Source organism: Pseudovibrio sp. WM33, assembly GCF_001623165.1.
Classification (GTDB): domain Bacteria; phylum Pseudomonadota; class Alphaproteobacteria; order Rhizobiales; family Stappiaceae; genus Pseudovibrio.
Map to the genome: position 1 here is coordinate 13,218 of NZ_LMCK01000115.1, position 26,222 is coordinate 39,439.

Here is a 26,222-nt window from a genome sequence, read left to right on the forward strand (position 1 = left end):
CGGCAGTTGAACTTAACCTCAGCTGCCGCTCTGACTTTTTGTAAAGATCAACTCATCAAAGACCTGACCAATCCAGTCTTCCCAACCGCATTATCTCTGCAGGTTCTGCTCAACCTCAAACTGGATTTTCCCGGCATCAACGGCCTCAGGCTGCAAACTGAGCATGTTCTGAAAGAAGCTCTTTTCTTTAATCTCTATGGTTTTCTTGTCTCGTCGGCTTGCAACACTGCTGGCAGGCAAAGCTTCATCAGAGGGAGCGACAGAAAACTCTTTTGCTAAACCCTCTGGCAGCTCAATTGAATATTCACCACTATCCAGATTGTACGCTCTGAAGAAGCCCTGATCATCCGTGAACACAGTAATCGCCTTATCGCTGTTTTTGCTTTTCAGCAGCAATGGTGCATTTGCAATGGGCTCATTTTGATCATCAACCGCCTGCCCGCACACGGAGGCTGCTGGTGCACCCGTTCCGGCATCACTCCCCTCGCATCCCCCCATTGAGAACGCTGACACACTGGCCAAAACCAAGGCGCAAAACATCACAAAACGAGCGAAATGCCGGATCATCATCTACGCTCCTCCTTAGCGGTTTTTGCTCAAAACAACGGTCGGTTTAAACTTCTCGCCTGCATTAAAAAATCGGGGAGCAACATCCGGATCACCCAACGGGACCAGATACCCGTTATAAGACTTCCAGTTGCTGGGAACGGTCAACTTGATCTCAAGCTCTTCCTCGCTCCCCCAACTCTCCACGGAATCCCATTCATCGCTAACAACGGCCAGCGCAACCATGTTGACGGAATGCGGTTGTTCAATTCTGACCGTAGCGACCAACTCAGTCAGGTTGGGAGCATTGCCAAATTGCTGCAGGCAAAAGACAATCAATCCTCCACCAATGAACGTCACAGCAATCGGTGCCGCGTTTGTTTTCAGCTTGCCAAAAAATGGAAGTTCAAGCTCAACAACACGCCCTTCATTGTCAACAAATCGCTTTTCTTTAATCAGCGCATAGACTGACAAGATGGCGATAAGGCCACCAAATAAAATGCCCGTAAGAGCAAGAATAAAGGCAAAGAGCATGCAGACCTCCCACCAACCACTCCAAAAATATCGCAGCCAATTCAAAAAAACCAACCGTCAATATTCGAGAAGCAAAGCAGCGCTGCTCAAACAGAATAAATCCAGCTCACCTTTCTCCGATCAACAATAATCAATAATCACCCAAAGGCTTAGAGATGCATGACATCCAGAAAAACCTGGACCTTCACCGTGTTTTTCTGTGCTTAAAATTGCTCACTTTACACGACACCCTCATCAGGTAATTTACGTAGTATTAGAGCGATTGGCCCGAAACCATCTTTTGCAAGGTTAGGGCGTGGAGTTTTTCTTGAATCCTATTAGCAGTCCATTACAAAGACTTGATAAGTTCCCAATTTTATTCTTCGCAGTGATGTTTTTCGGCGCATTTTCGATTGCCTTCGTAATCCCATTATTGAGCACCTACATCATTGAGGAATTGCAGGAGCCTGCGTTTAATCTTGCGCTCGTCATCGGCGGTTTTTCAGTCGTGTCTCTTGCCACCAACCGTATTTTTGGTGGTCTCATTGATGGTGGCAACCGCGTCAAGCCATTGCTTCTCATCAACATTTGCGCTTTCACTGTTCATGCTCTCATCCAATTGACTGCTCCCTCCTACCTGTCTCTCATCATTTTCGGCATCCCGTTGATCGGCATCAGCGCCGGCGCTCTGTCCACCATGTATTCCACGGGTCGGTTGATTGCAGAGCAGACCGGACGCGATCCGGGCACCTTCAACCTTCACATGCGCATTTGCCTGTCGCTTGGGTGGGTCTTTGGTCCACCTGCCGCCTTCCTGCTTTATGGCACCTATGGGTTTCAGGAAATCCATCTTGCAGCAGCCATTTCAGCCTTCATCTGGCTCACCCTTTGCCTGCTGTTCATCCCCTCAACGCTGAAAACTCACATCAAGAAGCACGCTCAGGAAAATAGCACTGCAGACACAGTTCCCATGATGTTGCTGATCGCATGTGTTCCCGTGTTCGCCTTGTCTGCTGCAAACAGCGTGTTCTTCTCAGCAGGCCCCGTTTACTTCATTAAGGAGATGGGCCTCTCGGTCTCCGTCCCCGGCTGGGCTTTTGCAACCAAAAGCCTTTTTGAAGTCATCATCATCTATTTTGCAATCAAGCCGACACAGCGGATTGGCGAGCGGAATATGATGTTGCTCTCCGGCCTGGGCGCCATGCTCTTCTTTGCAACAATCACAAGCGCCAATTCCGTTGAGCAAGTGCTCATGCTCTGCATCATTGAGGGCATGTACTATGGCATTTGTGCTAGTGTGGGCATCACGTTCATTCAGAACTATGCCCGCCACAAGCCCGGCATCGCGACCTCATACTTCGTCAATGCCATCTTCGTTGGCGGTCTGGCAGGCAACGTCCTCACTGGGCTTGTCGCATCCTACACCACTTTCCAAAACACAATCCTGAGCAGCGTCGTCCTTGCAGCTCTGGCCACCTTGATCCTGTTGGTCATCAAGCCCCCCCAACACCAACAGCTCGCACAAACATCCTGAGCATTTGCCCGGGCCGGAACAGCGCGCATAAAAGCGCGACAACATCTCCTGCTTGCATTTCGTTCAAGGAGATGTATCAATACGTACATTCCCGCAAGACTCCATAAGTCTTTCCCCATCACCTTTGGATTCCCCATGCGCTCTATTCCTGCGGCTCTGGCAATGCTGGATCGTTTCCCAATACTGATTCACGTCTACATGCTCATTGGCTCTCTGGCGATTGCTTGCCTCATCCCGCTCTACAGTTCTTATGTTGTCACAGAGCTTGGCGAGCCAGCATGGAAACTCGCAGTCTACATCGTCGGCTCAACCGCCATCACACTGTTTTCAAACCGCTATTTCGGTGCGCGCATTGATGCCGGAGCACGGCTGAAGCCTATCTTGATATTCTGCTCCACGCTTTACATGCTCAACATGGGCCTTCAATCAACAGTACCGGCCTACTGGATGTTGCTGATGGGTGTGCCGCTCATGGGTGTCTCAGGTGGCGTGCTCTCCACCATGTTCTCTTTTGGCCGCCTGTTCGCAGAGCAAACCAATCGGGAACCTGCCAAGTTCAACTCACACCTGCGCATTGCCATGTCGTTAGGCTGGATGGTCGGCACGCCACTGGCCTTCACGCTCTACGGCATGTTCGGCGTTAGCTCCATTTTCCCGACAGCCGGCGTTATCAGCATCTGCTGGCTGGCAATGGGCATTTGGATCGTTCCCAAAAGCTTCACCACCCACCATCCGATCAAGACCAGTGAGAATGGCAGGATTGAGCCAGTTCCGTTCGCCCTCATCCTCGCCTGCCTGCCCATATTCGCACTCACCTCGGCCAACGTCATCTTTGTATCCGCAGGTCCCGTCTTCTTCATCGAGGAGATGGGCTTCCCAACAGCAACACCGGGCCTCGCCTTCTCAGTCAAATGCTTCGTCGAAGTCTTAGTCATCTTTATTGTCGTTAAACCTGCTCAAAAGCTGGGTCAGAAGAACGCTATGCTGTTCTCGGCTCTGCTTGGAACACTCTTCTTCCTACTGATTGTACGCGTAACAGAGCCGTCACAAATCTACCTGCTCTGCGCACTGGAAGGTCTGTACTACGGCATCAACGTTGGGCTTGGCCTCACCTTCATCCAGGCATATGCACCGCATCGACCGGGGATCGCCACTGCGTCCTACACAAACGCCATTTTTGCTGGAGCGTTGGTTGGCAACATGATGACCGGCACAGTGGCAAGCATCACCAGTTTCGGAAACACCATCCAGTTTTCCGCTCTGCTCACGCTGCTCTCCGCCGCAATTTTGATGTTCGTCCGGGCTCCAAACCCTGAAACCAGTCTCCAAACCTCCTGAACGACAGACGTAAGCAATTGAAAATGACCCAAATTCTGGAAATCGAAATCTCAACCGACAAAGACAAACTTCAGCGCGACAAGATCTATCAGTTCCTCTCGGAAGTTTCTTATTGGAGCAAAGGCTTGCCGTGGGATGTCTTTGACAGATCCATAGAAAACTCACTGTGCTTCGGGCTGTATCTGGCAAATGGAGAGCAAGTTGCGTTCGCCCGCGTCATCACAGACAAAGCCACCTTTGCTTATCTGGGTGATGTCTTTGTCACTCCCGCTCATCGAGGCAAAGGCCTCTCCAAACAGCTCATGCAAGCAATCGACGCCCACCACGAACTGCAAGGCCTCCACCGTGTCCTGCTGGCAACAGCAGATGCGCACGACCTCTACAAACAATTCGGTTTCACCCCACTTGGCGCGCCCGACCGCATGATGGAACGACACAACAAGGCGGCTTACCAACAACACTGAGGTCCAGGACCAGGACCAGGACCAGGACCAGGACCAGACTTCCTCGCAAAATTAGGCCTTCAGCAACCAAAAACTTCATTTCAAACAGTGGTTGAGCTGAGGCTTTAACCGCACACCTATAAGGAGAAGGGCAACTCTACTCTGGAGGTCGGGAATGACGCTCAATAAAACCAAGAAATCCCTTGCCCGCCAAATCTTGTGCGCAACTGCCACCGTAAGCATCGCATGGTCTCTCTCGCTCACCGCGACCACCGCAGAGACCATCACCAAACCGGCGACACGCTTCACCGGAGATCTTTATGAAAACATCCTGAAGCAGCTGCATTTTGCCGATGAGCAAGACTTCAAGGATGCCCAGGCAGGCTATCTCGCTCCACTGCCAGACGGCGGCGTGGTCAAAAACGCCAAGGGCGATATCGTCTACGATCTCTCCAAGTTTGACTTCATCATGCAAGGCTCAACGGCACCGGAATCAGTCAACCCAAGCCTCTGGCGTCAATCCCAGCTCATTCTGCTGAGCGGCTTTTTCCAGGTCTCAGAACGCATTTTTCAGGTCCGAGCCGCTGACTTATCCAACATCACCTTCATTGAGGGCGACGAAGGCATCATCATTGTTGACCCGTTGCTGTCAGAAGAAACCGCCCGTTACGCTCTGGAGCTTTACTACGCCCAGCGTGGCAAAAAACCGGTCAAAGCCATCATTTACACCCACAGCCATGTCGATCACTTCGGCGGTGTGCGCGGGGTGGTGGATGAAGCCGATGTCGCCAGCGGCAAAGTCAAAATCTATGCCCCCGAAGGCTTCATGGAACATGCTGTTGCAGAAAACGTAATGGCTGGCAACGCCATGAGCAGACGCGCCTCCTACATGTATGGCAACCTTCTGCCGCACTCAGCTGAAGGACAAGTCGGCGCTGGCCTTGGCCCAACCACATCAACCGGCACCGTCACGCTTATTCCGCCAACTGACATCATCACAAGCAACGGCGAGACCCATAAAATTGACGGTCTCAACTTTGATTTCTGGATGGCACAAGATTCTGAAGCCCCTTCAGAATTCTTCTTCTACATTCAGGAGTTCAAAGCCCTCTGCACCGCAGAAGATGCCACCCATACAATGCACAACACATACTCATTGCGTGGCGCAAAACTCAGAGATCCTCTGGGTTGGTCGAAATACATCAATGAGGCCATCTACAAGTACGGCAAGGACGTTGAAGTCCTCTTCGCCCCGCACCACTGGCATCTGTCTGGTAATGACGCCATCTTGAAGCACATGCGCAATCAGCGTGACCTTTACCGCTACATCAATGATCAACCACTGCGCCTAGCAAACCATGGCTTCCGCATGACTGAGATTGCAGAGATGCTGGAAGTGCCGGAAACACTGCAGAATGACTGGAGCACCCGTGGGTATTACGGCTCGTTCAACCACAATGTAAAGTCCACCTACGTGCGATATCTCGGCTGGTTCAACGGCAACCCCGCCACACTGCATGAATACCCAGAACGCCTCTCTGGCCCCAAATACGTCGAGTTCATGGGTGGCCCAGTGATTCTGCTCCAAAAAGCACAGGAATCCTTTGATAAAGGCGACTACCGCTGGGTAGCAGAGGTTCTCAACCATCTTGTCTTCGCGCAACCAGATAATGAGGATGCTGCACAACTGCAGGCCGATGCCTTGGAGCAACTCGGCTATCAGGCAGAATCCGGGCCATGGCGCAACTTTTACCTTTCCGGCGCAAAGGAGCTCCGCTCTGGTATCAAGGAACTCCCCTCACCAGACACGGCCAGCCCGGACATCATCCGCTCCATGGATGTCGATCTGCTCTTTGATTATGCGGCCATGCGCTTGAACAACACAAAGGCGGGCGATCAGCAAATCAAGTTGAACTGGATCTTCCCGGATACAGATCAGAAATATGCGATGGAACTGCAAAATGCAGCGCTCAGCCATATTGAAGGGTATCAGCTGGAGAACGCAGACGCCACGGTGACACTGGACAGAAGCACACTCGACAACATTATGCTGGGCATGGAAACCTTTGATGAGGCCATCAAATCCGGCATGATCACAGTGGATGGAGAAGCCTCTAAGCTGACCGATCTGCTGGCGATGCTGGACAGTTTTGATTTCTGGTTCAACATCGTGCGTCCCGTGCCACTGGACAAGGCCAACCAGAGTACACTAAGCAAATAGCATGCTTGCGCTAATGCCGAAAAGAGCCGGTTTTGAGCCGGCTCTTTTTGTATCTAATTGTTGCTCTGAGTTCTCAAACGCCATTCAAGCTGACGCAGTGCTCTCTCGGCTTCACGATATCCTTGGTCAGCAGCCATCTTGTAAAAGTCACGAGCCTTCACAAGATTACGGCCCAGACACCGCCCGCTTTCATGACAGTATCCAAGCAGATAAAACGCTTCCGGCACGCCCTTGGACGCGGCAAGCAGAAACATCCGCGCCGCCTCACCTGGGTTCGGCTCTTCATTGAAGCCCTGCAAATAGACTTTGCCCAGCAACACGTCTCCCACAGGCTCTCCTCTTTCAGAGGCCTGCTGAAACAGCTTCTTCGCCAGGTCCACATCCTGCCGCACACCGTGCCCATTCAGGTAGAGCAGCCCGGCATTGGTCAAAGCAAACGGAAAGCGCGCTGAGGACGCCGTATAAAACTCCAGCGCCAACTCATAGGACTGTGGTACACCCCGCCCGTTCTCATAAAGCACACCCAGATCATTCAGCGCTTGCGCATTGCCCTGCTTGGCCGATGCTTTGTAAAGCCGGATCGCCTTTTGCAGGTTCGGTTCTGTTCCCTGCCCCAACAGATAGAACCGCCCCAGAGCAAATTGAGACCGTGCCAGCCCACGCCGCGCGGCCCGCTCATAGTGAAAGAAAGCCAGTTCCAGATCACGATCAACCCCGACACCATCTTCATAAAGCGTACCGAGATAATGGTTACCCAGCAAATGACCTTCATTGGCCGCAACGCGGTAATGCCGGATAGCAGCAGCAAGGTCCGCCTCGCCGCCATCCCCATTCTCCAGCAGCTCACCAAGTGGCACATGTGCGTCTATGGAGCCCAGGGAAATAGCTTTGTGATAAAGCATACGAGAACGCGAGGTATCCCGCTCAACGCCAACGCCATCACGATACAGGCCAGCAAGGTTTTCAATGCCCTGCATCAACCCCGCCATGGCAGCACCTTTCACCCAATAAAAGGCCAGCTTCGGATTCCGCGCCACACCGATGCCATGCAGATAGAGAAGGCCGAGATTGTTCTGCGCCCAGGCATCCCCCCAGTCTGCGGCAATCTGATAAAGCTCACGTGCTTTCTCCGCATCAGGCGCACCATGCTTGCCCTGCCGGTAGATTTCACCCAGATTGTTGTAGGCAGCCGCAAGCCCCATCTCACCAGCTTTTTCATAAAGCTCCATGGCAACAGGCAGATCCCGCGGCACGCCGTGCCCCATCTCATGCGCCACGGCCAGCCCGAAGACGGCCTCCGCATTACCAGCAAGCGCTTCTGCATTGAGGGAGGTAATCACCGCACTCTTGGATATCTCCGCCCGCGTGGAACGGTGGATCTTCCCTGCCCGGTTATGAAGAAGCGTCAGCCCGCCAACACCCTTGGTCAGCAGGAGTTCCTTTTCACTCCCACTTGCTTGCCAACTCACGGCATGAGCTGGCAGACCATTGGCAACCGCAAGCAAGCAAAGGAGTGGCAAAAAAATGCGCATGAGTACCTTCTCAACTGTGATTGTCACGGGTCAGAAAGAGCGCCATGCGAGAGGGCAAACACGTCATGCTTGCCCGGAAAGCTCTTGTCAGCCTACGAACCTCATGCAAATAGTTAATCTCTAATCTTTTCGGGTTGGATATCCTTCAAATCACATTGGTCACTTGAAACCATTTCCTCTTTTGGGCCACTATTGGCTGGTTGTTTCAACTAGACCGAAAAGAAGACTGGCAAATCTTTGGCCTCAACTTCCTCGGGCTTAAGCACAAACGGTGCTGGTTGAATTTGGAGAATTAAGAAGAATGCATTGCCAGATGCGGCTCGCCGCAAAAAGCCAAGCCATTGCCCTTACAGATATTATGCACGCTGCCAAAGGTCACTGGGGATACGATCCGCAGGACATGCAGGAGTTTCGGGACCACTGGAAGATCACCCCGGAAATGATCGAGGCAGATCCAATCCTTGTCATCATCGATCACGAACGACCACTTGGTTTTGCGCGCATCACTAGGGAAAATGCAGAAACCGCTCTGCTGGATTGTCTGTTTGTGTTGCCCGAAGCACACGGCAAAGGTCACGGAGCCTGGTTGCTGGAAGGTGCTGAAGAAGCAGCCAAACGCATGCAATGCACCCGCATGCGTCTTGAATCAGATGCAAACGCAGCTCCTTTTTATCAGCACCACGGCTATCACAGCACAAGCAACAGACCGAGTGCCTTCAAAGGTGCTGGCCCGATCGAGCACATGCAAAAAGATCTCACCCCGCAAATCCATGAGATCGCAAATGTCAGTTTGAACCTTAACACCTCCGATTGCTGGGATTTCGCCACCAATAACAGTGAGGCTATCAAGGAAAATTGGCAGACATTGATTTCCGATAACCCGGATCTTTGGGATGGTAAGGTTCTGTCATTGTACCAATACTCCTTAGATCAGAAGCAATTTTCCGGTGATCTGGTAGAAATCAACTACTCCGAGTTCCTCGCATGGCGCGACTGGGGCTTCCCTGACAGAAACGCCAAAAACCTGTTTGGCTGCGCAGTCCTCCGCTCCAGCCAGGGCCATCTCGTATTTGGCAAAATGGCGGGAAACACCGCAACAGCAGGTCAGGTTTATCCACCCGGCGGCAATCTTGATCTCAACGATATCACGCCCGCTGGGAAGGTGGATATCTTCGGCTCCATCGCCCGCGAGCTGGAAGAAGAAACAGGCCTCACATTGGATCAGGGAGAGTTGGGGGACGTCTTCGCAATCGAAGATGGGCCACGCCTCGCAATCGCACGTATTTTAACATTGCAACTCACCTCAGACGAAATCCTTTCAAAAATTGCACATTTCAACGCAAACCAGAAAAAACCTGAATTGGAAGAAGCAGTTATCGTAAAATCCCTTGCAGATCTTAAGGATTACAGCGTCCCCCCATATGCCTTGGCCCTCACCGCACATCTGTTAAATTAACGAGCTATATTCATTTGCAGACTTGTATTTGGCGCCAAAACAATCTTGAGTGGCGCTCAAGCAACCCTTTTTCGCAAGTTGAGCCTGTGATGCAAGACCACAAGCTCAACACCAAACTGAGATAATTGGACTTTTAAAATGGCCAGACCTTATGCCCTGCTAGACGTTTTCACTGATAAAGCGCTGGCAGGTAATCCGCTTGCAGTTGTGCTGGATGCAAAGGGATTGTCAGACGCTCAGATGCAGCAGATCGCCTGCGAGTTTAATCTCTCCGAAACCGTCTTTGTTCTGCCACCAGACAATATCGCTCATAACGCCTCAATCCGCATTTTCACGCCATCCATGGAACTGCCATTTGCAGGCCACCCAACCGTGGGCACCGCTGTTTTGATGGCAGAAAACCGCTTCGGCGCGCCAGATAACGATATGGATGCATTGGTGCTGCTGGAAGAAAAAGTCGGGTTGGTGCGCTGTGCTGTCGCCCTGCAAAAAGACAAGGCCACCTCCGCTGAGTTTGACGTGCCAAGACTGCCAAAGCCAGTTCAAAAGCTTGGCGAAAAAGATGTGATTGCTGCTGCTCTGTCTCTTGAACCGAATGAAATCACATTCGAAAACCACAAGCCCAAAGCTTGGGAAGCCGGCCTGCCATTTGCATTTGTTCCAGTCGCAGATATGGACGCCATCAACCGCATCCAACCAGTTCATAAATACTGGGAAGAAGCGTTCGGCACCATCGCGCACAACAATGCCTTTGCATACTGCCGCCAGACCATCCATGTAGACAGCGCTTTCCACGCTCGCATGGTCTACCTGGAAAACGGCCTGCCACGCGAAGATGCAGCAACAGGGTCAGCAGTCGCCGCCTTTGCAGGGTCCATTGCAGAGTTCGACCAGCCATTGGACGGCACACACAAATATCTCATTGAGCAAGGCTTCAAGATGGGACGCCCCTCCTCCATCTCACTGGAAATGGAGATGCGGTCTGGCGCCATTCACGCTCACCGCATTGGCGGACAGGCAGTTATCCTCGCCCGCGGCGAACTGCTCCTTTGAGCGATAACACCGGAGGAGAGCACTCCGCCTCCTCCACTTCTCCCGCATATTGGGACTGCTCTGTGAGCCAATTGAGATTATCTCAGCGTGAGCTGCATATACTTTTGAGTAATCAGAGCCCTGTTTTGAGTAAAATTCTTGCGTTTAATCCGCATATCCGCTAGGAAAATTACAGATTAGGCAAAAACGAGACTTACTCGGTAACGCTACAAGAAGATTTGGCTTGTAACTTCAAACAAGTATCCGACACGTAAGTAGTTGGAAACTTTGATTCCAAGCCATAGCGACGAAAAGGCAGCTGACAGATAATGATCGCGAACCGCGACAATCTGAATGAAAACAGCACCATGCGCCAGCATGGCGGCCTCTTCCTGCGCGCGCTCCTTCTACTTAGATGCCCCTAGGCGTCGGCGGCCCCGTATCTGGGCGGGCACTTAGGGGATCACTCTTAAATATCTGAGAATGAAGAAAAATCCCCAGGCGCTATTTCAGGACACACAAGGTGTCGGGGCAAAGTTGAAGGCATCACCAATGACCGCATCCGCTAAAGACCAAGTAGTTATTTTCGACACCACCCTGCGCGACGGAGAACAATCTCCCGGCGCGTCCATGACCTTGGAAGAAAAGCTGCAAGTCGCTGAATTACTTGACACAATGGGCGTCAACATCATTGAAGCAGGCTTTCCAATTGCCTCTCAGGGTGACTTTGAAGCGGTCAGCGAAATCGCCAAACGCTCAAAAAACTCCGTAATCGCAGGCCTGGCCCGTGCAATCCCAGCGGATATTGACCGCGCTGGCGAAGCAATTAAGCAGGCAAATCAAGGCCGTATCCATACATTCGTCTCCACCTCTCCAATCCATCTGCAATTCCAGATGAACAAAACAGAAGAGCAGGTTCTGGAGATCATCACCAAAACGGTGAAACAGGCACGCAACCTGATCGATGACATCGAGTGGTCCGCAATGGACGCCACCCGAACATCCATCGAGTACCTGAGCCGCTGCGTTGAAGCCGCCATCAACGCTGGTGCAACAACCATCAACCTGCCGGATACCGTTGGCTATGCAACACCCGCTGAATATCAAGCCATGTTCGAGCAGGTCATCGCAAATGTGCCGAACTCTGATAAGGCAATATTCTCAGCGCATTGTCACAACGACTTGGGCTTAGCCGCAGCAAACTCTCTGGCTGGTGTCGCAGGAGGCGCACGTCAGATCGAGTGTACCATCAACGGTCTGGGCGAGCGCGCTGGCAACGCCGCGCTGGAAGAAATCGTCATGGCCCTGCGCACACGTGGCGACGTGCTGCCATATGAATGCACCATCGATCCAGCCTATCTGACCCGCGCATCTAAGCTGGTCTCTGCAGTGTCCTCCTTCCCCGTCCAGTACAACAAAGCAATCGTCGGCAAAAACGCATTTGCCCACGAAAGCGGCATTCACCAGGACGGTATGTTAAAGCACGCAGAAACCTACGAAATCATGCGTCCGGAAGATGTTGGAGTTCGTGCAACCTCTTTGGTCATGGGCAAACACTCTGGCCGTCATGCCTTTAAAGACAAGCTGTCTGAGCTGGGTTATGAGTTGGGCGACAATGCCTTGCAGGAAGCCTTCCGCCGCTTTAAGGACTTGGCAGATCGCAAGAAAAACGTTTACGACGAAGACATTGAAGCACTGGTAGAAGACCAGATCACAATTGAGAGCGAGAACGTCAAGGTTATCGCTCTGACAGTGATCGCTGGTACTGGTGGACCTCAGAAAGCCATCCTGACCATGGACGTCAACGGCAAGCACGAAACTCGTGAAGCTACAGGCGACGGCCCGGTTGATGCCACCTTCAACGCGATCAAGGCAATTTGGCCGCATGACGCAAACATGTCCCTCTATCAGGTACATGCAGTGACAGAAGGCACGGATGCGCAAGCTGAAGTTTCCGTTCGTCTGGAAGACAACGGCAAAATCGCAACTGGTAAAGGTGCAGACACAGACACATTGGTCGCCTCTGCCCGCGCCTACGTCTCTGCACTGAACAAACTGACAATCCGACGTCAGCGTCAGGTCAACGTGGAAGACGCGATCACTGTTTAAGTCATTCAATTTTCATGGAAAGAGCGCAGGTCGAAAGCCCCGCGCTTTTTTTGTGCCAGTTCAGGCTGGAACAGCAAGCTTCTGACAGCTTGGGCTAAGCACCTGATAAAATTCGCATGGCAACCCATCAACCAGACGCGTCTCACGAAACTCAAAGCCTGCACGCTTCATGACTTTCTTGGAAGCATGATTTTCTGGATGGGCAAAGGCCAAAAGGTGAGAGTAATAGGTGTTCTCGAAGAACCACTCCACCAGCGCCTGCGCAATCTCACTGCCGAAGCGTTTGTTCCAGAAGTGCTCTAACAAAGTGTAGTCCATCTCGACTTCGGCGGTTTTCTCATAAAGAGAGAAACCAGCACGGCCAACGAACTCACCCTCATGCGTCGACAGATGCCATTGACTGAAACCCATCAGTTCCTGAGTCTCAATAAAGCTTGCCAACCGTTTTTTCACGATCGAAACATCCCAGGCCACATTAGTGGGCTGTAAGTAACGATTGACCTCTGGATTGCTATGAAGGCTTACAAGATCTGCCAGATCATCAGAGGTAAAAGGTCGTGCCCGCAGCCGTTTAGTTTCCAGGATTGGGAGTGTCACGCTTGATTCCTCCATTATAATCACACGCCAGCCAGCCAGAAAAACCAGCCACGTAAGACCAACAGCCTCAGGTCACATCTGGAGAGTCCTCCCTCAGATTACAACCGCCTTAATGCATGCAATATGCTTTTAAATACCGTCAAAATTCAAAGGCGAATGCTTGATGGCACTTCATTATGTCTAAAAAGCGTCAGAAGTCCTTCTTCATGCAATCCTTTGAAATTCAGTAGGATTTTCTCGAAGAAAGTATGCAGATAACATTTAATAAGGCAAAATTACGATCTTTAGATACCACAGATTTGCCGGATAACGCCAATTATGCGAGCCGCACAATGACTTAAGGTAAACCTAGTCTTATACAACTCATCACAATCACTTAAAATTAGTACTGGTCGGTGGAGTATACTCACACCGACCAGAGCTCTAAGGAGCCTCAGCTCCGCCGCAAATTAAATTTCTCGGAAAATAGTATGACTTGTTTGGCGGCCTCTGCCAAACGTGCGCCTCTCTTTAAAGAAACCGTAGAAAGATGTCACTCAGAAATTCATCAGTAAAACTATCTATCTGCCAATTTTAACAGGGATTTTCGCCAATCAATAAAAGCCAGCATTAAAATCCGTGGGAGAACGCAGTCTTCACAGTTTCAACAAAGGCTTCAATTTCGCTTGTCTTGAGCGGGTCAATATTCTGCCAGGTCGAAAGTTGTCCCCTGAAGAACGTGGATTGTCGCTTTGCATAGCGGCGCGTCTCAGTCTTAGCTTTCTCAACTGCCCAGTCCATGCTGGTGAGCCCCTGAGCCGCTTCTGCAAGCTGCTTCACGCCAATCGCCTTCATCACTTGCAGGTTTGGATCAAGGCCCTTGACCCAAAGCGCGCACGCTTCCTCAACCGCTCCCTGCTCCACCATCAAATCAAACCGGCGATGAATCCGATCATGCAGGACTTTGCGATCTGGCGACAACACCACTCTCACAGATTCATCGGTACTCAGCAAAGGAGTGCTACGCTCATTCTGCCAGACTGATAGAGACTTACCCGTCCCCTCAATAACCTCCAGAGCGCGTACAATGCGCTGCGTGTCTGATGGATGCAAACGGTCAGCCATAATCTGATCCCGCTCTCCCAGAGCGTTATGAAGCGCCCCTGCAGCTGCATCCTGTGAGAACACCCTCCAATGCTGCCGCACATCCTCAGGAATGTCGGGCATCAGGGATAGTCCCTCCAGCGCGGACCTGAAGTAAAGACCAGTCCCACCAACAACAACCAGCGGGCGACCTGATTGTCGGGCATCCGACAACAGTTCTTCAAACTCCGTCAGCCAGTTCATTACGCTGTAAGGTTGGTCACTGGGCACATGGCCGAACAAGTAGTGCGGTGCCTGCGATTCTTCTTCCACGCTTGGACGCGCGCTCAAAATGTGCAGATCAGAATAGATTTGCATGGAATCTGCATTAACAACCCACGCATTCAGCTCTTTTGCCAGTTGAATGGAAAGAGCTGTCTTGCCGCTGGCCGTCGGTCCGGCTATCAACACCGCAACAGGCCTTTTACCAGCGCCATTCACTTGCCCAGTCCGAGAGCTGCTTATGTCGTTTGTTGTCACGCTCATTTCCAATCCAGCCAAACCCGCTGTCACTGAGGATCTCGTTGAGAAGGTCAGTGCCCTTCTTCCCGCGGCACCTCAGGTTAAGGTTCTCAACCCTCACATCGCTGTAGACCTGACAATTGAGGGTCACGCAGAACCTGAAGAACTCGAAAGCTCTATTCGCACAAACCTTGCAAATGCACCAGTTGATGTTTTCATTCAACCCCAGAATGGCCGCAGAAAGAAACTCCTGATCGCAGATATGGATTCCACCATGATCCAGCAGGAGTGCATTGACGAGCTTGCAGCGGAACTGGGATTGAAAGAGAGAATCTCCGAGATCACCGAGAGCGCCATGCGCGGCGAAATTGAGTTTGAACCAGCTCTGCGACAGCGTGTTGCCCTGCTTAAAGGCCTGGGCACCGAAGTCATCGGCAAGACCATCGAAAATCGCATTACGTTGACACCTGGCGGACGAGAACTCGTGCAGACCATGAAAGCCAATGGCGGATATGCCGCACTGGTATCCGGTGGTTTCACCTCGTTCACGCAGAAGATTGCCGAGGTCATCGGCTTCGATGAAAACAAGGCCAACATCCTTCTAGAAGCGGAATCCAAGCTCTCAGGTGAAGTTGCTGAACCGATCCTTGGCAAACAGGCGAAACTAGACCGCCTCAACGAGCTTACTGAGGAAAAGTGCATCGCACTGGAAGACGTCATTGCAGTGGGTGATGGCGCCAATGATCTGGCCATGATCTGCGCTGCTGGTCTGGGCGTCGCTTTTCACGCAAAGCCGAGAGTGGCCGCGGAAGCTCGCGCTAAGATCAACTACGGCGACCTGACGGCCCTGCTCTACATTCAAGGTTACAGCCACGACGAATTTGCAAAGACCTAAGTTTCCTTGCCTTCAAATAAAAAAGCCGCCTCCAATCTGGAAACGGCTTTTTTCATGTCTGATAAAAACGGACTAGTCTTCGATACGAACTGCAACAAACCGCAGTTCCCCAGAACCGTTGGAGAGCAACAGCAACGCAGAGCGACGTTTATCAGCCTTAAGAGCCTCGACCATAGCAACCACGTCTTTTGGTGCAGTAACAGGCTCCTGAGCCACTTCAACGATCACATCACCAGCGCGAACCCGTTTGTCTTCAGCAGAACTGTCTTCAGCAACGCGGGTAATCACAACGCCTTCGATTTCGTCTGACAGGGCAAAACGTTCACGTAAAGGTTCATCGATTTTGGCCAGAGACAATCCAAGCACAACGGTTTCATCCGCCTTGCTCTTTGGACTTTCCTGCTCTTCCTCGACCTTCTCAATTTCAGCCACTTCATCAAGACGTCCGAGCGTGACTTCAAGCTCGACTTCTTCACCACGGCGCAAAACCATGAGCGGAACAGTACTGCCAATCGTTGTCGTAGCAACCATGCGCGGCAGATCGCGCATTTCAGGAACACTCCGACCATCAAAGCTCAGCACAACATCACCAGGCATTATGTCAGCTTCCTGCGCTGGTCCACCTTCAGTCACGCCAGCAATCAAAGCGCCACGCGCACTATCCATACCGAGGCTTTCAGCAATCTCTTCAGTGACGTGCTGAATACGCACACCAAGCCAGCCACGACGGGTTTCACCAAACTCACGCAGCTGCGCAATCACACGGGTTGCAGTCTCTGCAGGAATGGCAAAGCCGATGCCGATAGACCCACCTGAAGGCGAGAAAATAACAGTGTTGATCCCGACAACTTCGCCATCCATATTGAACAGCGGACCACCCGAGTTGCCTCGGTTGATGGCAGCATCGGTCTGAATAAAGTTGTCATAAGGACCAGAGTTGATATCGCGGTTCCGTGCAGAAACGATACCTGCTGTAACTGTACCTCCAAGGCCAAACGGGTTACCGATGGCCATCACCCAGTCACCAACACGCAGCACTTCAGAACTGCCGAACTTCACCGAGTCCAAGGTTGACTGAGGCTCAACCTTCAAAACAGCAAGGTCTGTCTTCTCGTCAGATCCAAGCAACTGTGCTGACAGTTTGGTACCGTCATTGAAGTTAACGGTAATCTCGTCCGCACCTTCAATCACATGGTTGTTGGTAACAATGATGCCCTTTTCACCGTCAATGACAAAGCCAGAACCGAGCGATTGAACACGCTGTGGACTTTCACCCTCAGGTTCTTGTCCATTGAAAAATTCTTCGAAAAATTCCTGAAAAGGAGATCCTTCAGGGACATCTGGCAGTTGAAGAGACCGTTTGGCTTTCACTCTTTGCGCAGTCGAAATGTTGACCACGGCATCACCAAGCTCTTCAGCAAGGTCTGCCAGAGATTCTGGGCCGCTTGCGCGAGCACTATCGAAGCTGCCGGTCACCGCCGCAACTCCAAGTACACTCGCAAAAACAATTGCCTTGATCGATCGTCCAAGCTCAAGGCGAGGGAAAACACCGGCCATAAGCCATCTCCTCAGATTATCAGGTGAACACAAACACTTCACCAGAACGCATACTGAAAACAAATATGCCCGCGCTTGGTTAATAAAGCGCGGGCAAAACTAACATTTATTTCTTAACTGCGTCAGGCTGAATTCTCGCAGTTGTATCATTGGCAAATCTGCGTCTATCCACTGAGAGAACGCACCAACCATACAATCAACACACCCAGCCCCATCGCAGCAACACCACCAAGACGGAGAGACTGATCAGGAATCTCCTGAGCTTTCCGCATGAATTCCTTCAAATGGCCTGGGGCTAGAGCATAAACAACTCCCTCAACAACGAGGACAAGTCCCAGAGCCACAATAAAATCATTCATTACTGTGGTGCACCAACCGCCGGAGCACTCCGCGTTCCACTTGGATCGTTGAAGAAGCGGAAGAAGTCAGAGTCAGGAGACAGCACAAGCGATGTGTCGCCTTTTTCCATAGCAGTTCTATAGGCCTGCATAGAGCGATAGAACTCAAAGAAACTCGGATCTTTACCATAGGCTTCTGCGAAGATCTGGTTGGCAGCGGCGTCACCATCACCACGGATGATTTCTGCATCACGCTCAGCTTCCGCAACAAGCACAGTCGCATCACGATCAGCACGTGACTTGATACGGCGAGACTGTTCCTCCCCCTCTGCACGGATTTCCGTTGCCTCACGTTGACGTTCTGTCTGCATGCGGCGGAAAACAGCTTGAGAGTTTGCTTCTGGAAGATCTGCACGGCGGATTTTTACATCAATCACTTCCATGCCAATCGCTTTTGCTCGTTTATCAACGTCTACTCTGATTTGCTCCATCAGATTGGAACGATCATCTCGCACGACCTGCTCCAGAGTTGCATTACCAAGAACACCACGCAAACTAGAATCCAAGAAAGTCGCCAAACGAGAGGCACCAGCCGGAATGTTGTTTACGGATTGATAGAAACGTACTGGATCAGAAATCCGATAGCGAGCAAACGCATCAACAAGCAGACGCTTTTTGTCTGCAAGGATCGGTTCAATCGGTGGCATATTCAGATCGAGAATACGCTTGTCGATAACCAGAACATTTTGCCAAGGTGCCTTGAACTTAAGGCCTGGAGTCGTTTGAATGCCACGCACCTCACCAAACTGCAAGACAAGTGCTTGTTGAGCAGGCGTCAGACTAAATGTGGACCAGTACAAAACCAGTGCAACAATAGCAATTACAATGCCAAGAAGACCACTTTTCATTAGTTGTTACCTCCAGCACGCTTGTTCAGCTGGTCAAGCGGCAGGTATGGCACAACACCATTCTGCTGGCCGTTGCCATCAATGATAATTTTCGAATTTTTACTCAAGACTTCTTCCATGGTCTCAAGATAGAGGCGTTGGCGAATAACGTCTGGTGACTTCGCATACTCCTCATAGATCTTTGTGAAACGCTGAGCCTGACCGTTTGCTTCTGCAACAGTTTTGTCCCGATAGCCCTGCGCTCTTTCAGACACGCGAGCTGCGCTACCACGAGCCTCAGGAACAATCTTATTCGCATACGCCTGCGCCTCGTTCTGCACGCGTTCTTGGTCAGCACGAGCTGCCTGAACATCGCGGAACGCTTCAATAACCTGCGCAGGCGGATCAACCTTCTGCATCTGAACGTTACTTATTTGGATACCGGCTTTATACCCGTCTAAGGTTTTCTGCATCAGCTCCTTCACAGCAACCTGGATCGGTGTACGGCTTTCAGTCAGAATGGCGTCGATCTGAGAGCTGCCAACCACTTCGCGCATCGCGCTCTCAGCAACAGCCTTCACAGTGCCCTCCGGGTTCTGAATATTGAAGAGGAACTCCTGAACACCTGTTGGCGTATTCTGGATGACCCATTGAACCTTGAAATCCACATCAACAATGTTCTCGTCACCGGTCAGCATCAGGCTTTCTTCCGGTACATCTCTAGTGTTAACAGAGCTGCGACCCGAGAACTGTTGCAAGCCAATGGTGGTCTCGCGAACACCTTGTACGTTGGGAGTTTCAACAGTACCAATCGGATAAGGCCAGTTGTAATTCAGACCAGGGCCAGTCTGACCTACGACCTTTCCAAACACCATAGGAACGCCAACATAACCTTCATTAACACGATAAAGGCCCGTGGCCATCCAAATCAAAACAGCAACTAGGATGGCGAAGAGAACACCTTTAAAACCAAGGCCTCCGCCATCACCAGGAAGAACGGATTTCAGCTGGTCCTGACCCCGTTTGAGGATTTCCTCAAAATCAGGTGGATTACCGCCGCCACCGTTTCCGCCGCCACGCTGTGGGCCACCGCCGCCACCCCAAGGGCCACCACCGCCCTTGTTGCCGCCGGAGTTCCCCCAAGGGCCGCCGTTATTGCCGCCACCTCCGCTTTGATTGCTCCAAGGCATAGAGAGATCCCTTTACTAGGTATGCTGCCGGACAAACCGACAAATAGATGAGAGTTAGACTAAGCCAACTATTACTTGATTAGGGTTATAGGCAAGTTACCAGCGCCTTTCAACGAATGCAGATACGCCAAAAGGCTGCACTTTATGGAAAAACACCAAAACCCCACAGAAACCGGACATTATTGAAGAAGATAAGCCTTCTTTCGCACGTTTCAACCGACGTACAAGAGCCTACCTACAAATTTTAGCTGTAAGAATTAGAGGCACAATCAGGCAAATTCTTGCTGTTTTGCTCAACAAAACGTAAACCAAGCCAACACACAGCGGAAACGTGCAGAGTTTCAAGCTCTCAGCTTTCAGGCGGCACCCTTAAACGCATATCAATATGCGGAATACCATCGTCCAGATAAATCTCCGAAGTGGCGTAGAAGCCAAGCCCGCCATAGAAGTCCTTCAGATAGTCCTGTGCCTGCAGCTCCACGCGCGCATCATCATTGGTCGCTGTGCAGTAAGAAAGCGCGGCATTCATCAACTTACCGGCAATACCCTGCCCGCGCGCCTCCTTTGAGACCAACACACGGCTAATCTTGAACACATCGCCATCTTCGTGTTTCAGGAGGATTCGCAGCGCCCCAAGAATATGCCCGGCATCATTCATCACGAGAATGTGTTTACTGACAGGATCGAGCCCATCGATATCTGGATATGCGCACTGCTGTTCAACAATAAACACATCGCAACGTAACTTTAGCAAAGCATAGAGCTGTTCAACGCTGAACTCGTTGAAGTCTTTAAGCTCAAGAAACTGGGACATTCCACCTCAAAAATTCCGCGGCTCACTCCCGAAAAGCAAGCCTCAAACCCTTATTTATCTTGGTGGTCAGCGTTCAAATTGCAAGTCAATTACTGCCAGAAACTAATCTTTAGGCAGATTTCACAAGCAGAAACAGAAGGAAAGACCCAAAGCACCGATCCCCTTAACCTCTCGTTAATGAAGAGCGGCGGGGATGCAAATGCGGGCAATAAAGCCAAAACACCTCATGAACAGCTTGCAGCGCAGGTTCCTGCCTTCGTCCTCCCATCAATCGGAGTGGGACGAAGAAACGATACCCAATTGGTTTCATAGCGAGCTGACCGATCTTCATAGCCAGAAGATTGAAAAGCAGGCGAAATTGTATTCAACCCTGCCACTCTCTTGCGCTCAGGCTTTGCAAACCCACGGCATCTGGATCAAACATGATGTGTTGCCGCGGGAGTTCTTTCGCAGGCTCAAGTTTGAAGCCTTTGACTATTTTGTCGGCCAGAGAGATCGGAATAAGCGGCTTCTCTCCAACTGGCATAACGCACAAAGCTTCACATTACCGTTGAACTATACGCACCTTCTCAGGCAACCCTTTTTGCAATCTGCCATCACAGACGAGCTTATTCCGCCGCCGCTACAGTTCGCAGCAGGCAGAAAAGCTAAACCTGCGTACCATATCGAGGCAATGGCACAATACACACCGTCCTTCCGCTTTGAAACGGAAGGCAGCAACACACCACCTTTTGAAATTGAGCATGATGCATTCTCGCCCGGCGCAATTGCATTGCTTTTTCTGGAAAAAATTACACCAGAAGACGGCGCAATGTTTTACATCCCCGGCTCACATCGCATGACAGAACAACGTATTTTCTGGGAGTACCAGCGCCATCTTGATTATACAGAGATGGAAGAAGAGGACGATGAGCCCATCACAGGGCTGAGTGATCTGCAAGAGCTGGATCTGCCACCTCTCCTACCTTTAAAGGTAGAGGCAAACACACTGCTGATTATGGACCGCTCAGGTTTCCATGGCCGTTTGCCAAGCACCAACAACGCGCACAACGCCCATACAGCTCACCGCCTTGCTTTGCGCGCAGACCTCACAACAAAGTCATCAACGCGCAACAACTAACAGGCTGCATCAAAGCTTGCGACGATAAATTTCCAGTGAGGAATCAGCAGAGTCCTTTTCCCCACGATCAAACGGCGTGCGCTCAGCAAGCTCCCATTCGCCCTCATAGATATCCGGGAATTTCGTGTCACCGTCTGGCTGCGCATGAATACGGGTAATGTAGAGAGTGGAAGCCTTTGGCATAGCTTCTTTATAGATCTGCCCCCCACCCACAATCATAATCTCATCGACGCCATCATTCTCAGCAATGTCATTTGCGAGCGTGAGTGCATCACCAAGACTGCTGACCACTTCAACACCTTCATAAGCGTAGTTCGGATCACGTGTGATAACAACATTTTTGCGGTTTGGAAGAGGCTTGCCAAGCGTCGTGCAAATACTCTCAAAGGTCCGACGCCCCATGATCACGGGCTTACCTGTTGTCGTCTTGCGAAAGAACTTCAGATCGGTAGAAACAGACCATGGCATGTCATTGTTTGCGCCAATCACACCATTTTCAGCCACAGCTGAGATCATCGAAATTTGCTTCATCCTATCCTCAATCGGCAAGAGACAAGTCGTACTCAGTTGATGAGAGCATCAAGCTCCCATCTAAACCAGTTCAGGCAGCAGAAAGAACCTACGGCCTCACATTCCAACTAAGCATTAACGGCTGGCCTTCGTCTGTAACATCGAACACACCATAAGCCGCTGTCTTCAGTTTCAGGTCAGCACCAACACCTTGATCAGCCAATGCTTTCAATGCAAAGCGTGCAATCCCGTTACTGGTCACCACAAGAAGAGTCTTGCCTGGATACTTTTTAGGAGCAGACTTAAAAAACTCCTGCCAGCGTCCAATCACAGCAGGCGGGTCAATGTGCCAACCATTCGGCGGCACACCTTCTTCTTCCCACGCGCGAAGAGCTTCATCCCCAATCCGGGCGCGGACTTCTTCCTCAGGCTTGTTCTCATCGGGCCCGTAATCGATCTCCACCAAAAACGGCAGAACCTTCAGATCAACCTCTTCAGCCTGCGTTTTCAGTGCAATCTGCGCCGTTTGCTTGGTTCTCTGCAGCGGAGAGCAAAACGCCATATCAAAGCTCACACCCAGATCAGCAAAGTGCTCAGAGAGCTTCTCAGCCTGCCCCAGACCAGAAACACTGAGAGGCAAATCTGTGCGGCCACCAACACGAGTGACAACATCGCCCTTATCAAAAGTGTTGCCGTGTCTGAGAATGTAAACGCGCGTCAAAGGCCAGTCTCCAAATGATCAAACGGGTCGCCAAATTTAGCAATCAATTGTGCAGCAAGCTCCGCATCGCTTGGCGTATCCACACCAGACATGGAAAGTTTAGGCGGCTGCACTTCTTCCGCATGAACAACCATACTGTTTTCCAGAAAACGAAGCTGCTCAAGCCCTTCCATCTGCTCGTAGTACCCAAGCCCAAGCTCGTTGAAGCGCTCAAGAGCGTCAACACGGTAGCCATAAAGCCCGATATGGCGGAAGACAGGAGAAAGCTTGTCGCTCTCCCGCAGTTTCTCTTCTTTACGAATGGCCGGAAGAATATTCTTGGAGAACCACAGAGCCGTTCCATCATCCCTGCGCACACAAGTTGTGCCGGAAAACGGATGAGCCTTCTTGTGCTCACGGAGCTCGTCCAACCCGTTCCAGTCCAGCCGGATAACAGGCGTGAACACGTCCGCATCAGGACGCATTGCAGCGGCCTGGATCAACGCAGAAACATGCTCAGGCGGCGTAAACGGCGCATCACCCTGCAGGTTTAAAACGAACTCAGGATGCGTGCCATGCACTCTGGAAGCAGCAAGTGCCCGATCCGTACCAGATGGATGCTCCGGATCAGTCATCACAAAGGGCGCACCGATATGGCGGCAATGCTCGGCAACCTCTTCATGGTCCACCGCGACCACATAGTCAGAACCAGTTTGCTTCGCCGCAACACGAGCAACTTGCACAACACGCTCCAGCAAACTGCGGCCACTGATTGGGTGCAGCGGCTTACGCGGGAAACGAGTTGATCCAATACGCGCCGGAACGCAAATAAGGGTTCGCATGGGAACTCCTTTTAAAAAACCAAAGACAACTAGACCGCAACAACACCTTTGATGTGTGGATGCGGGTCATAACCTTCCAAAGCAAAGTCCTCGTAGCAGAACCCGAAGATATCCTTCACTTCTGGATTGATATGCATAACAGGCAAGGCGCGCAGCTCTCTGGAAAGCTGAAGCTCAGCCTGCTCCATATGATTTGAGTAGAGATGCGCGTCACCAAGCGTATGGACAAAATCACCAGGTTCCAGATCGCAAACCTGTGCAATCATCATGGTCAGCAATGCATAAGAAGCGATGTTGAACGGAACACCCAGGAACACATCTGCAGAACGTTGGTAAAGCTGACAGGAAAGCTTGCCGTTTGCCACGTAAAACTGGAACAGCGAATGACAAGGCGGCAACGCCATATCGTCAACAAGTGCAGGGTTCCAGGCAGAAACAATCAACCGGCGGCTATCCGGGTTCGTTTTGATCTGCTGCACCACATTGGCAATCTGGTCGATAGAACCACCGCCTGGCTTGGGCCAGGAGCGCCACTGATAACCATAGACTGGCCCCAGGTCGCCATTCTCATCTGCCCACTCATCCCAAATGCGCACCTTATTGTCTTTAAGGTACTTGATGTTGGTATCACCCGCCAAAAACCAGAGCAGCTCATAAATGATAGATCTCAGGTGCAATTTCTTGGTCGTAACAACCGGAAAGCCCTTGGACAGATCAAACCGCATCTGATGACCAAAGACAGACTTGGTGCCTGTCCCAGTGCGATCTTCCTTGACCACACCTTCATCCATGATACGGCGCATCAGCTCTAGATATTGCTGCACGAAGGATCATCTCCTGTTTTACGATTCGAGTCGCGCACAGTATAGCCAATCTACCGAAAATCGCCTCTGTGCCATCTTGCATACGGGGTCTTACCCCAAGCTTCCGTCGATAAAAAGACCGGGAAAATAGCTTGAGTGCTTCCGCCTTAGGCAAATCCCAGCAAAAGCGTCATTTACAAATCTTCAACACCACCACTTGTTCAAATTGGCCTGTGAATATGCCGCTTTGTCAACAGGTTCTCTTAGCCCTGCAACAGTAACCGCTATCTTTTGCCCTTCCATTTACCAGTGCGTACACCTATATTCCCCCTGCCAGTTCGCTGGCTACGGCAATAAATTGCGAGCGCAATAAACCATTCGGACCCGGGGGCGGTACCCGGCGCCTCCACCAAAGCCCGTTGTACTCCAGCGGTCTTCGGGGGGGCGAAACAGGATCGACGAGGGCGTAAAGGCTTTGTTTTTGCTCGGCATGGTACCACCGTTATCGGACCAAAATGATAGTTGCAAATGACAACTACGCTATGGACAACGCTGTAGCTGCGTAATGCAGTTCCGGTAGTCCACTAAGTCCCGTTGGTTAGCACCTTCAGGCGGGGTTCGGAGGCACCTGGCAACAGAAGCCTCCACTTTAGTGTTAAAAGGCCCTTTCCTTATTCTACGCCTATTCAAGGTATAGAAATAAAAGACAGGCCTTTTTGTCGCCTCTACGCTATAGTTAGGCCGAATAAGAACGCAAAGGATGAGCGGTGCCGGACATGGCTGAAGATTTAATCCGCTATGACATCATCATTCAGGACGCGCTGAGAAACGCAGTCCGAAAGATATTGGTTGAGGTCAACCGGGCAGGACTTCCCGGAGAGCACCATTTTTACATTGCCTTTGAAACCACGGCCCCTGGCGTCAAGATTTCAAACCGCTTAAGGGAACGTTACCCGAAAGAAATGACGATCGTGCTGCAGCACCAGTTCTGGGACCTGCAGATCACTGAGCACGCTTTCGAGGTTGGTTTGTCCTTTGGTGGTGTTCCGGAGCATTTGTATGTTCCGTTCTCTGCAATCAAGGGTTTCTTCGACCCGTCTGTCCAGTTTGCTCTTGAGTTTGAGCCTGGCAAGACCGGTGAAGAACTGCCTGCAGAATTCCGCATTGCGGAACGTGACCTGGACTCTGTGGAAGAGTTCCATGCACGTCTGGAATCGGCTGTCGAACAGGACGAAAAAGAAGAAGCTAACACAGCTGCTTTCGAAGCCGAAGAGACAACTTCAGACTCTGAGGAAGAGAAAGAGAAAACTGACTCTGACGAGACTTCCAAAGATGACAACGGAAGTGCGCAGGTTGTTTCTCTGGATGCTTTCCGCAAGAAGAGCTGATCCTTCCGATCAAGATAAGAGCGGTCGGCTCATCAACGTCATGTAATGGGTGATTGTATGAGCGCGACCGTTGTTAACCTGCGTCAGGCCCGCAAACAAAAGGCCAGAGACAGCAAAGCCCAGTCCGCTGCGGAAAACCGCCGGAAGTTCGGGCGTTCAAAAGCCGAAAAATCTCAGGAAAATGCAGAAGCAGACCTGCAGACAAAACGCTTTGAAGGTCACAAGTTGGCCTCCGTCTCTTCTTCATCACCAGCAGATAAAGAGTGAGGCTTT

Annotated in this window: 26 protein-coding genes and 1 other RNA gene; 12 read left to right on the forward strand and 15 right to left on the reverse strand. The window is 51.2% G+C overall.

The window, feature by feature from the left end:
• Window positions 1-90: 90 nt before the first annotated feature.
• Together PsWM33_RS20500 and PsWM33_RS20505 are read right to left on the reverse strand one after the other, a co-directional pair.
• A complete protein-coding gene (locus PsWM33_RS20500) occupies window positions 91-570 on the reverse strand; it encodes a carboxypeptidase-like regulatory domain-containing protein (RefSeq protein WP_063301473.1) in 480 nt (159 codons plus the stop codon).
• Window positions 571-582: 12 nt separating this feature from the next.
• Complete coding sequence (locus PsWM33_RS20505) at window positions 583-1,080, reverse strand: hypothetical protein (RefSeq protein ID WP_063293866.1); 498 nt, start codon at window positions 1,078-1,080, stop codon at window positions 583-585.
• A 307-nt stretch (window positions 1,081-1,387) separates the two neighbouring features.
• Between PsWM33_RS20505 and PsWM33_RS20510 the strand changes: the two genes are divergently transcribed.
• The 4 genes from PsWM33_RS20510 to PsWM33_RS20525 all read left to right on the forward strand — a co-directional run bounded on the left by PsWM33_RS20510 (window position 1,388) and on the right by PsWM33_RS20525 (window position 6,595).
• Window positions 1,388-2,593, forward strand: coding sequence for an MFS transporter (locus PsWM33_RS20510; RefSeq protein ID WP_208994673.1), 1,206 nt, complete (start codon window positions 1,388-1,390; stop codon window positions 2,591-2,593).
• A 135-nt stretch (window positions 2,594-2,728) separates the two neighbouring features.
• Entirely contained in the window at window positions 2,729-3,931 is a 1,203-nt protein-coding gene (locus PsWM33_RS20515) for an MFS transporter (protein ID WP_063301475.1), read from the forward strand.
• 23 nt (window positions 3,932-3,954) lie between these two features.
• On the forward strand, window positions 3,955-4,395 hold the full coding sequence (locus PsWM33_RS20520; RefSeq protein ID WP_063301476.1) for a GNAT family N-acetyltransferase: 441 nt from the start codon (window positions 3,955-3,957) through the stop codon (window positions 4,393-4,395).
• Window positions 4,396-4,549: 154 nt separating this feature from the next.
• Complete coding sequence (locus PsWM33_RS20525) at window positions 4,550-6,595, forward strand: alkyl/aryl-sulfatase (protein ID WP_063301477.1); 2,046 nt, start codon at window positions 4,550-4,552, stop codon at window positions 6,593-6,595.
• Window positions 6,596-6,648: 53 nt separating this feature from the next.
• Here the strand turns inward: PsWM33_RS20525 and PsWM33_RS20530 are convergent, their stop codons facing one another.
• Window positions 6,649-8,127 (reverse strand): tetratricopeptide repeat protein, encoded by a 1,479-nt coding sequence (locus tag PsWM33_RS20530; protein ID WP_063301478.1) that lies wholly within the window; start codon window positions 8,125-8,127, stop codon window positions 6,649-6,651.
• Between the two features lie 301 nt (window positions 8,128-8,428).
• On the opposite strand from PsWM33_RS20530, the gene PsWM33_RS20535 reads away from it, so the two are divergent.
• Together PsWM33_RS20535 and PsWM33_RS20540 are read left to right on the forward strand one after the other, a co-directional pair.
• Window positions 8,429-9,583, forward strand: a complete 1,155-nt coding sequence (locus PsWM33_RS20535) for a GNAT family N-acetyltransferase (protein WP_244276727.1) — start codon at window positions 8,429-8,431, stop codon at window positions 9,581-9,583.
• A gap of 138 nt (window positions 9,584-9,721) precedes the next feature.
• Window positions 9,722-10,636, forward strand: a complete 915-nt coding sequence (locus PsWM33_RS20540) for a PhzF family phenazine biosynthesis protein (RefSeq protein ID WP_063301479.1) — start codon at window positions 9,722-9,724, stop codon at window positions 10,634-10,636.
• Window positions 10,637-10,842: 206 nt separating this feature from the next.
• On the opposite strand, the gene PsWM33_RS27425 is transcribed toward PsWM33_RS20540, so the two are convergent.
• Window positions 10,843-10,995, reverse strand: a complete 153-nt coding sequence (locus PsWM33_RS27425; protein WP_193778433.1) for a hypothetical protein — start codon at window positions 10,993-10,995, stop codon at window positions 10,843-10,845.
• Between the two features lie 172 nt (window positions 10,996-11,167).
• On the opposite strand from PsWM33_RS27425, the gene PsWM33_RS20545 reads away from it, so the two are divergent.
• Window positions 11,168-12,724: a 2-isopropylmalate synthase gene (locus PsWM33_RS20545; RefSeq protein ID WP_063289910.1), complete on the forward strand. Its 1,557-nt coding sequence runs from the start codon at window positions 11,168-11,170 to the stop codon at window positions 12,722-12,724.
• Between the two features lie 60 nt (window positions 12,725-12,784).
• Here PsWM33_RS20545 and PsWM33_RS20550 read toward each other — a convergent pair whose 3' ends face one another.
• Window positions 12,785-13,321 carry a GNAT family N-acetyltransferase gene (locus tag PsWM33_RS20550; protein ID WP_208980682.1) on the reverse strand — a complete coding sequence of 179 codons (537 nt, stop codon included), beginning with the start codon at window positions 13,319-13,321 and terminating at the stop codon, window positions 12,785-12,787.
• 609 nt (window positions 13,322-13,930) lie between these two features.
• The gene (gene miaA, locus PsWM33_RS20555; RefSeq protein WP_082827092.1) at window positions 13,931-14,929 is read right to left on the reverse strand and encodes a tRNA (adenosine(37)-N6)-dimethylallyltransferase MiaA; all 999 of its coding nucleotides are present in this window, start codon (window positions 14,927-14,929) and stop codon (window positions 13,931-13,933) included.
• On the opposite strand from miaA, the gene serB reads away from it, so the two are divergent.
• The gene (gene serB / locus PsWM33_RS20560; RefSeq protein ID WP_063301480.1) at window positions 14,907-15,800 is read left to right on the forward strand and encodes a phosphoserine phosphatase SerB; all 894 of its coding nucleotides are present in this window, start codon (window positions 14,907-14,909) and stop codon (window positions 15,798-15,800) included. The two genes, miaA and serB, sit on opposite strands and share 23 nt — an antisense overlap.
• 72 nt (window positions 15,801-15,872) lie before the next feature.
• On the opposite strand, the gene PsWM33_RS20565 is transcribed toward serB, so the two are convergent.
• The 5 genes from PsWM33_RS20565 to PsWM33_RS20585 all read right to left on the reverse strand — a co-directional run bounded on the left by PsWM33_RS20565 (window position 15,873) and on the right by PsWM33_RS20585 (window position 20,586).
• Entirely contained in the window at window positions 15,873-17,357 is a 1,485-nt protein-coding gene (locus PsWM33_RS20565; protein ID WP_063301481.1) for a Do family serine endopeptidase, read from the reverse strand.
• Window positions 17,358-17,521: 164 nt separating this feature from the next.
• Window positions 17,522-17,716 (reverse strand): DUF2065 domain-containing protein, encoded by a 195-nt coding sequence (locus tag PsWM33_RS20570; RefSeq protein ID WP_057465757.1) that lies wholly within the window; start codon window positions 17,714-17,716, stop codon window positions 17,522-17,524.
• Window positions 17,716-18,603: a protease modulator HflC gene (gene hflC, locus PsWM33_RS20575; protein ID WP_063301482.1), complete on the reverse strand. Its 888-nt coding sequence runs from the start codon at window positions 18,601-18,603 to the stop codon at window positions 17,716-17,718. Before hflC ends, PsWM33_RS20570 begins: the two co-directional genes overlap by 1 nt.
• Window positions 18,603-19,772, reverse strand: coding sequence for an FtsH protease activity modulator HflK (gene hflK / locus PsWM33_RS20580; protein ID WP_063298169.1), 1,170 nt, complete (start codon window positions 19,770-19,772; stop codon window positions 18,603-18,605). The genes hflC and hflK overlap by 1 nt, the downstream gene beginning before the upstream one ends.
• Before the next feature lie 349 nt (window positions 19,773-20,121).
• Window positions 20,122-20,586: a GNAT family N-acetyltransferase gene (locus PsWM33_RS20585; protein WP_063301483.1), complete on the reverse strand. Its 465-nt coding sequence runs from the start codon at window positions 20,584-20,586 to the stop codon at window positions 20,122-20,124.
• Window positions 20,587-20,785: 199 nt separating this feature from the next.
• Here PsWM33_RS20585 and PsWM33_RS20590 point away from each other — a divergent pair, with 199 nt between their 5' ends.
• Entirely contained in the window at window positions 20,786-21,706 is a 921-nt protein-coding gene (locus tag PsWM33_RS20590) for a phytanoyl-CoA dioxygenase family protein (protein WP_208994674.1), read from the forward strand.
• A 9-nt stretch (window positions 21,707-21,715) separates the two neighbouring features.
• Here PsWM33_RS20590 and PsWM33_RS20595 read toward each other — a convergent pair whose 3' ends face one another.
• The 4 genes from PsWM33_RS20595 to PsWM33_RS20610 form a co-directional block, all read right to left on the reverse strand.
• A complete protein-coding gene (locus PsWM33_RS20595; protein ID WP_057465752.1) occupies window positions 21,716-22,237 on the reverse strand; it encodes a dihydrofolate reductase in 522 nt (173 codons plus the stop codon).
• A gap of 88 nt (window positions 22,238-22,325) precedes the next feature.
• Complete coding sequence (locus tag PsWM33_RS20600) at window positions 22,326-22,937, reverse strand: histidine phosphatase family protein (protein ID WP_063301485.1); 612 nt, start codon at window positions 22,935-22,937, stop codon at window positions 22,326-22,328.
• On the reverse strand, window positions 22,934-23,758 hold the full coding sequence (locus PsWM33_RS20605; RefSeq protein WP_063301486.1) for a 3-deoxy-manno-octulosonate cytidylyltransferase: 825 nt from the start codon (window positions 23,756-23,758) through the stop codon (window positions 22,934-22,936). The genes PsWM33_RS20600 and PsWM33_RS20605 overlap by 4 nt, the downstream gene beginning before the upstream one ends.
• Before the next feature lie 29 nt (window positions 23,759-23,787).
• Window positions 23,788-24,582, reverse strand: coding sequence for a thymidylate synthase (locus tag PsWM33_RS20610; protein ID WP_063301487.1), 795 nt, complete (start codon window positions 24,580-24,582; stop codon window positions 23,788-23,790).
• A gap of 272 nt (window positions 24,583-24,854) precedes the next feature.
• Between PsWM33_RS20610 and ssrA the strand changes: the two genes are divergently transcribed.
• From ssrA to PsWM33_RS20625, 3 genes are all read left to right on the forward strand, one after another.
• Window positions 24,855-25,210: a transfer-messenger RNA gene (gene ssrA, locus PsWM33_RS20615) on the forward strand.
• Between the two features lie 127 nt (window positions 25,211-25,337).
• On the forward strand, window positions 25,338-25,949 hold the full coding sequence (locus tag PsWM33_RS20620) for an SspB family protein (protein WP_063301488.1): 612 nt from the start codon (window positions 25,338-25,340) through the stop codon (window positions 25,947-25,949).
• Window positions 25,950-26,006: 57 nt separating this feature from the next.
• Window positions 26,007-26,216, forward strand: coding sequence for a DUF4169 family protein (locus PsWM33_RS20625; protein WP_063290143.1), 210 nt, complete (start codon window positions 26,007-26,009; stop codon window positions 26,214-26,216).
• Window positions 26,217-26,222 lie beyond the last annotated feature (6 nt).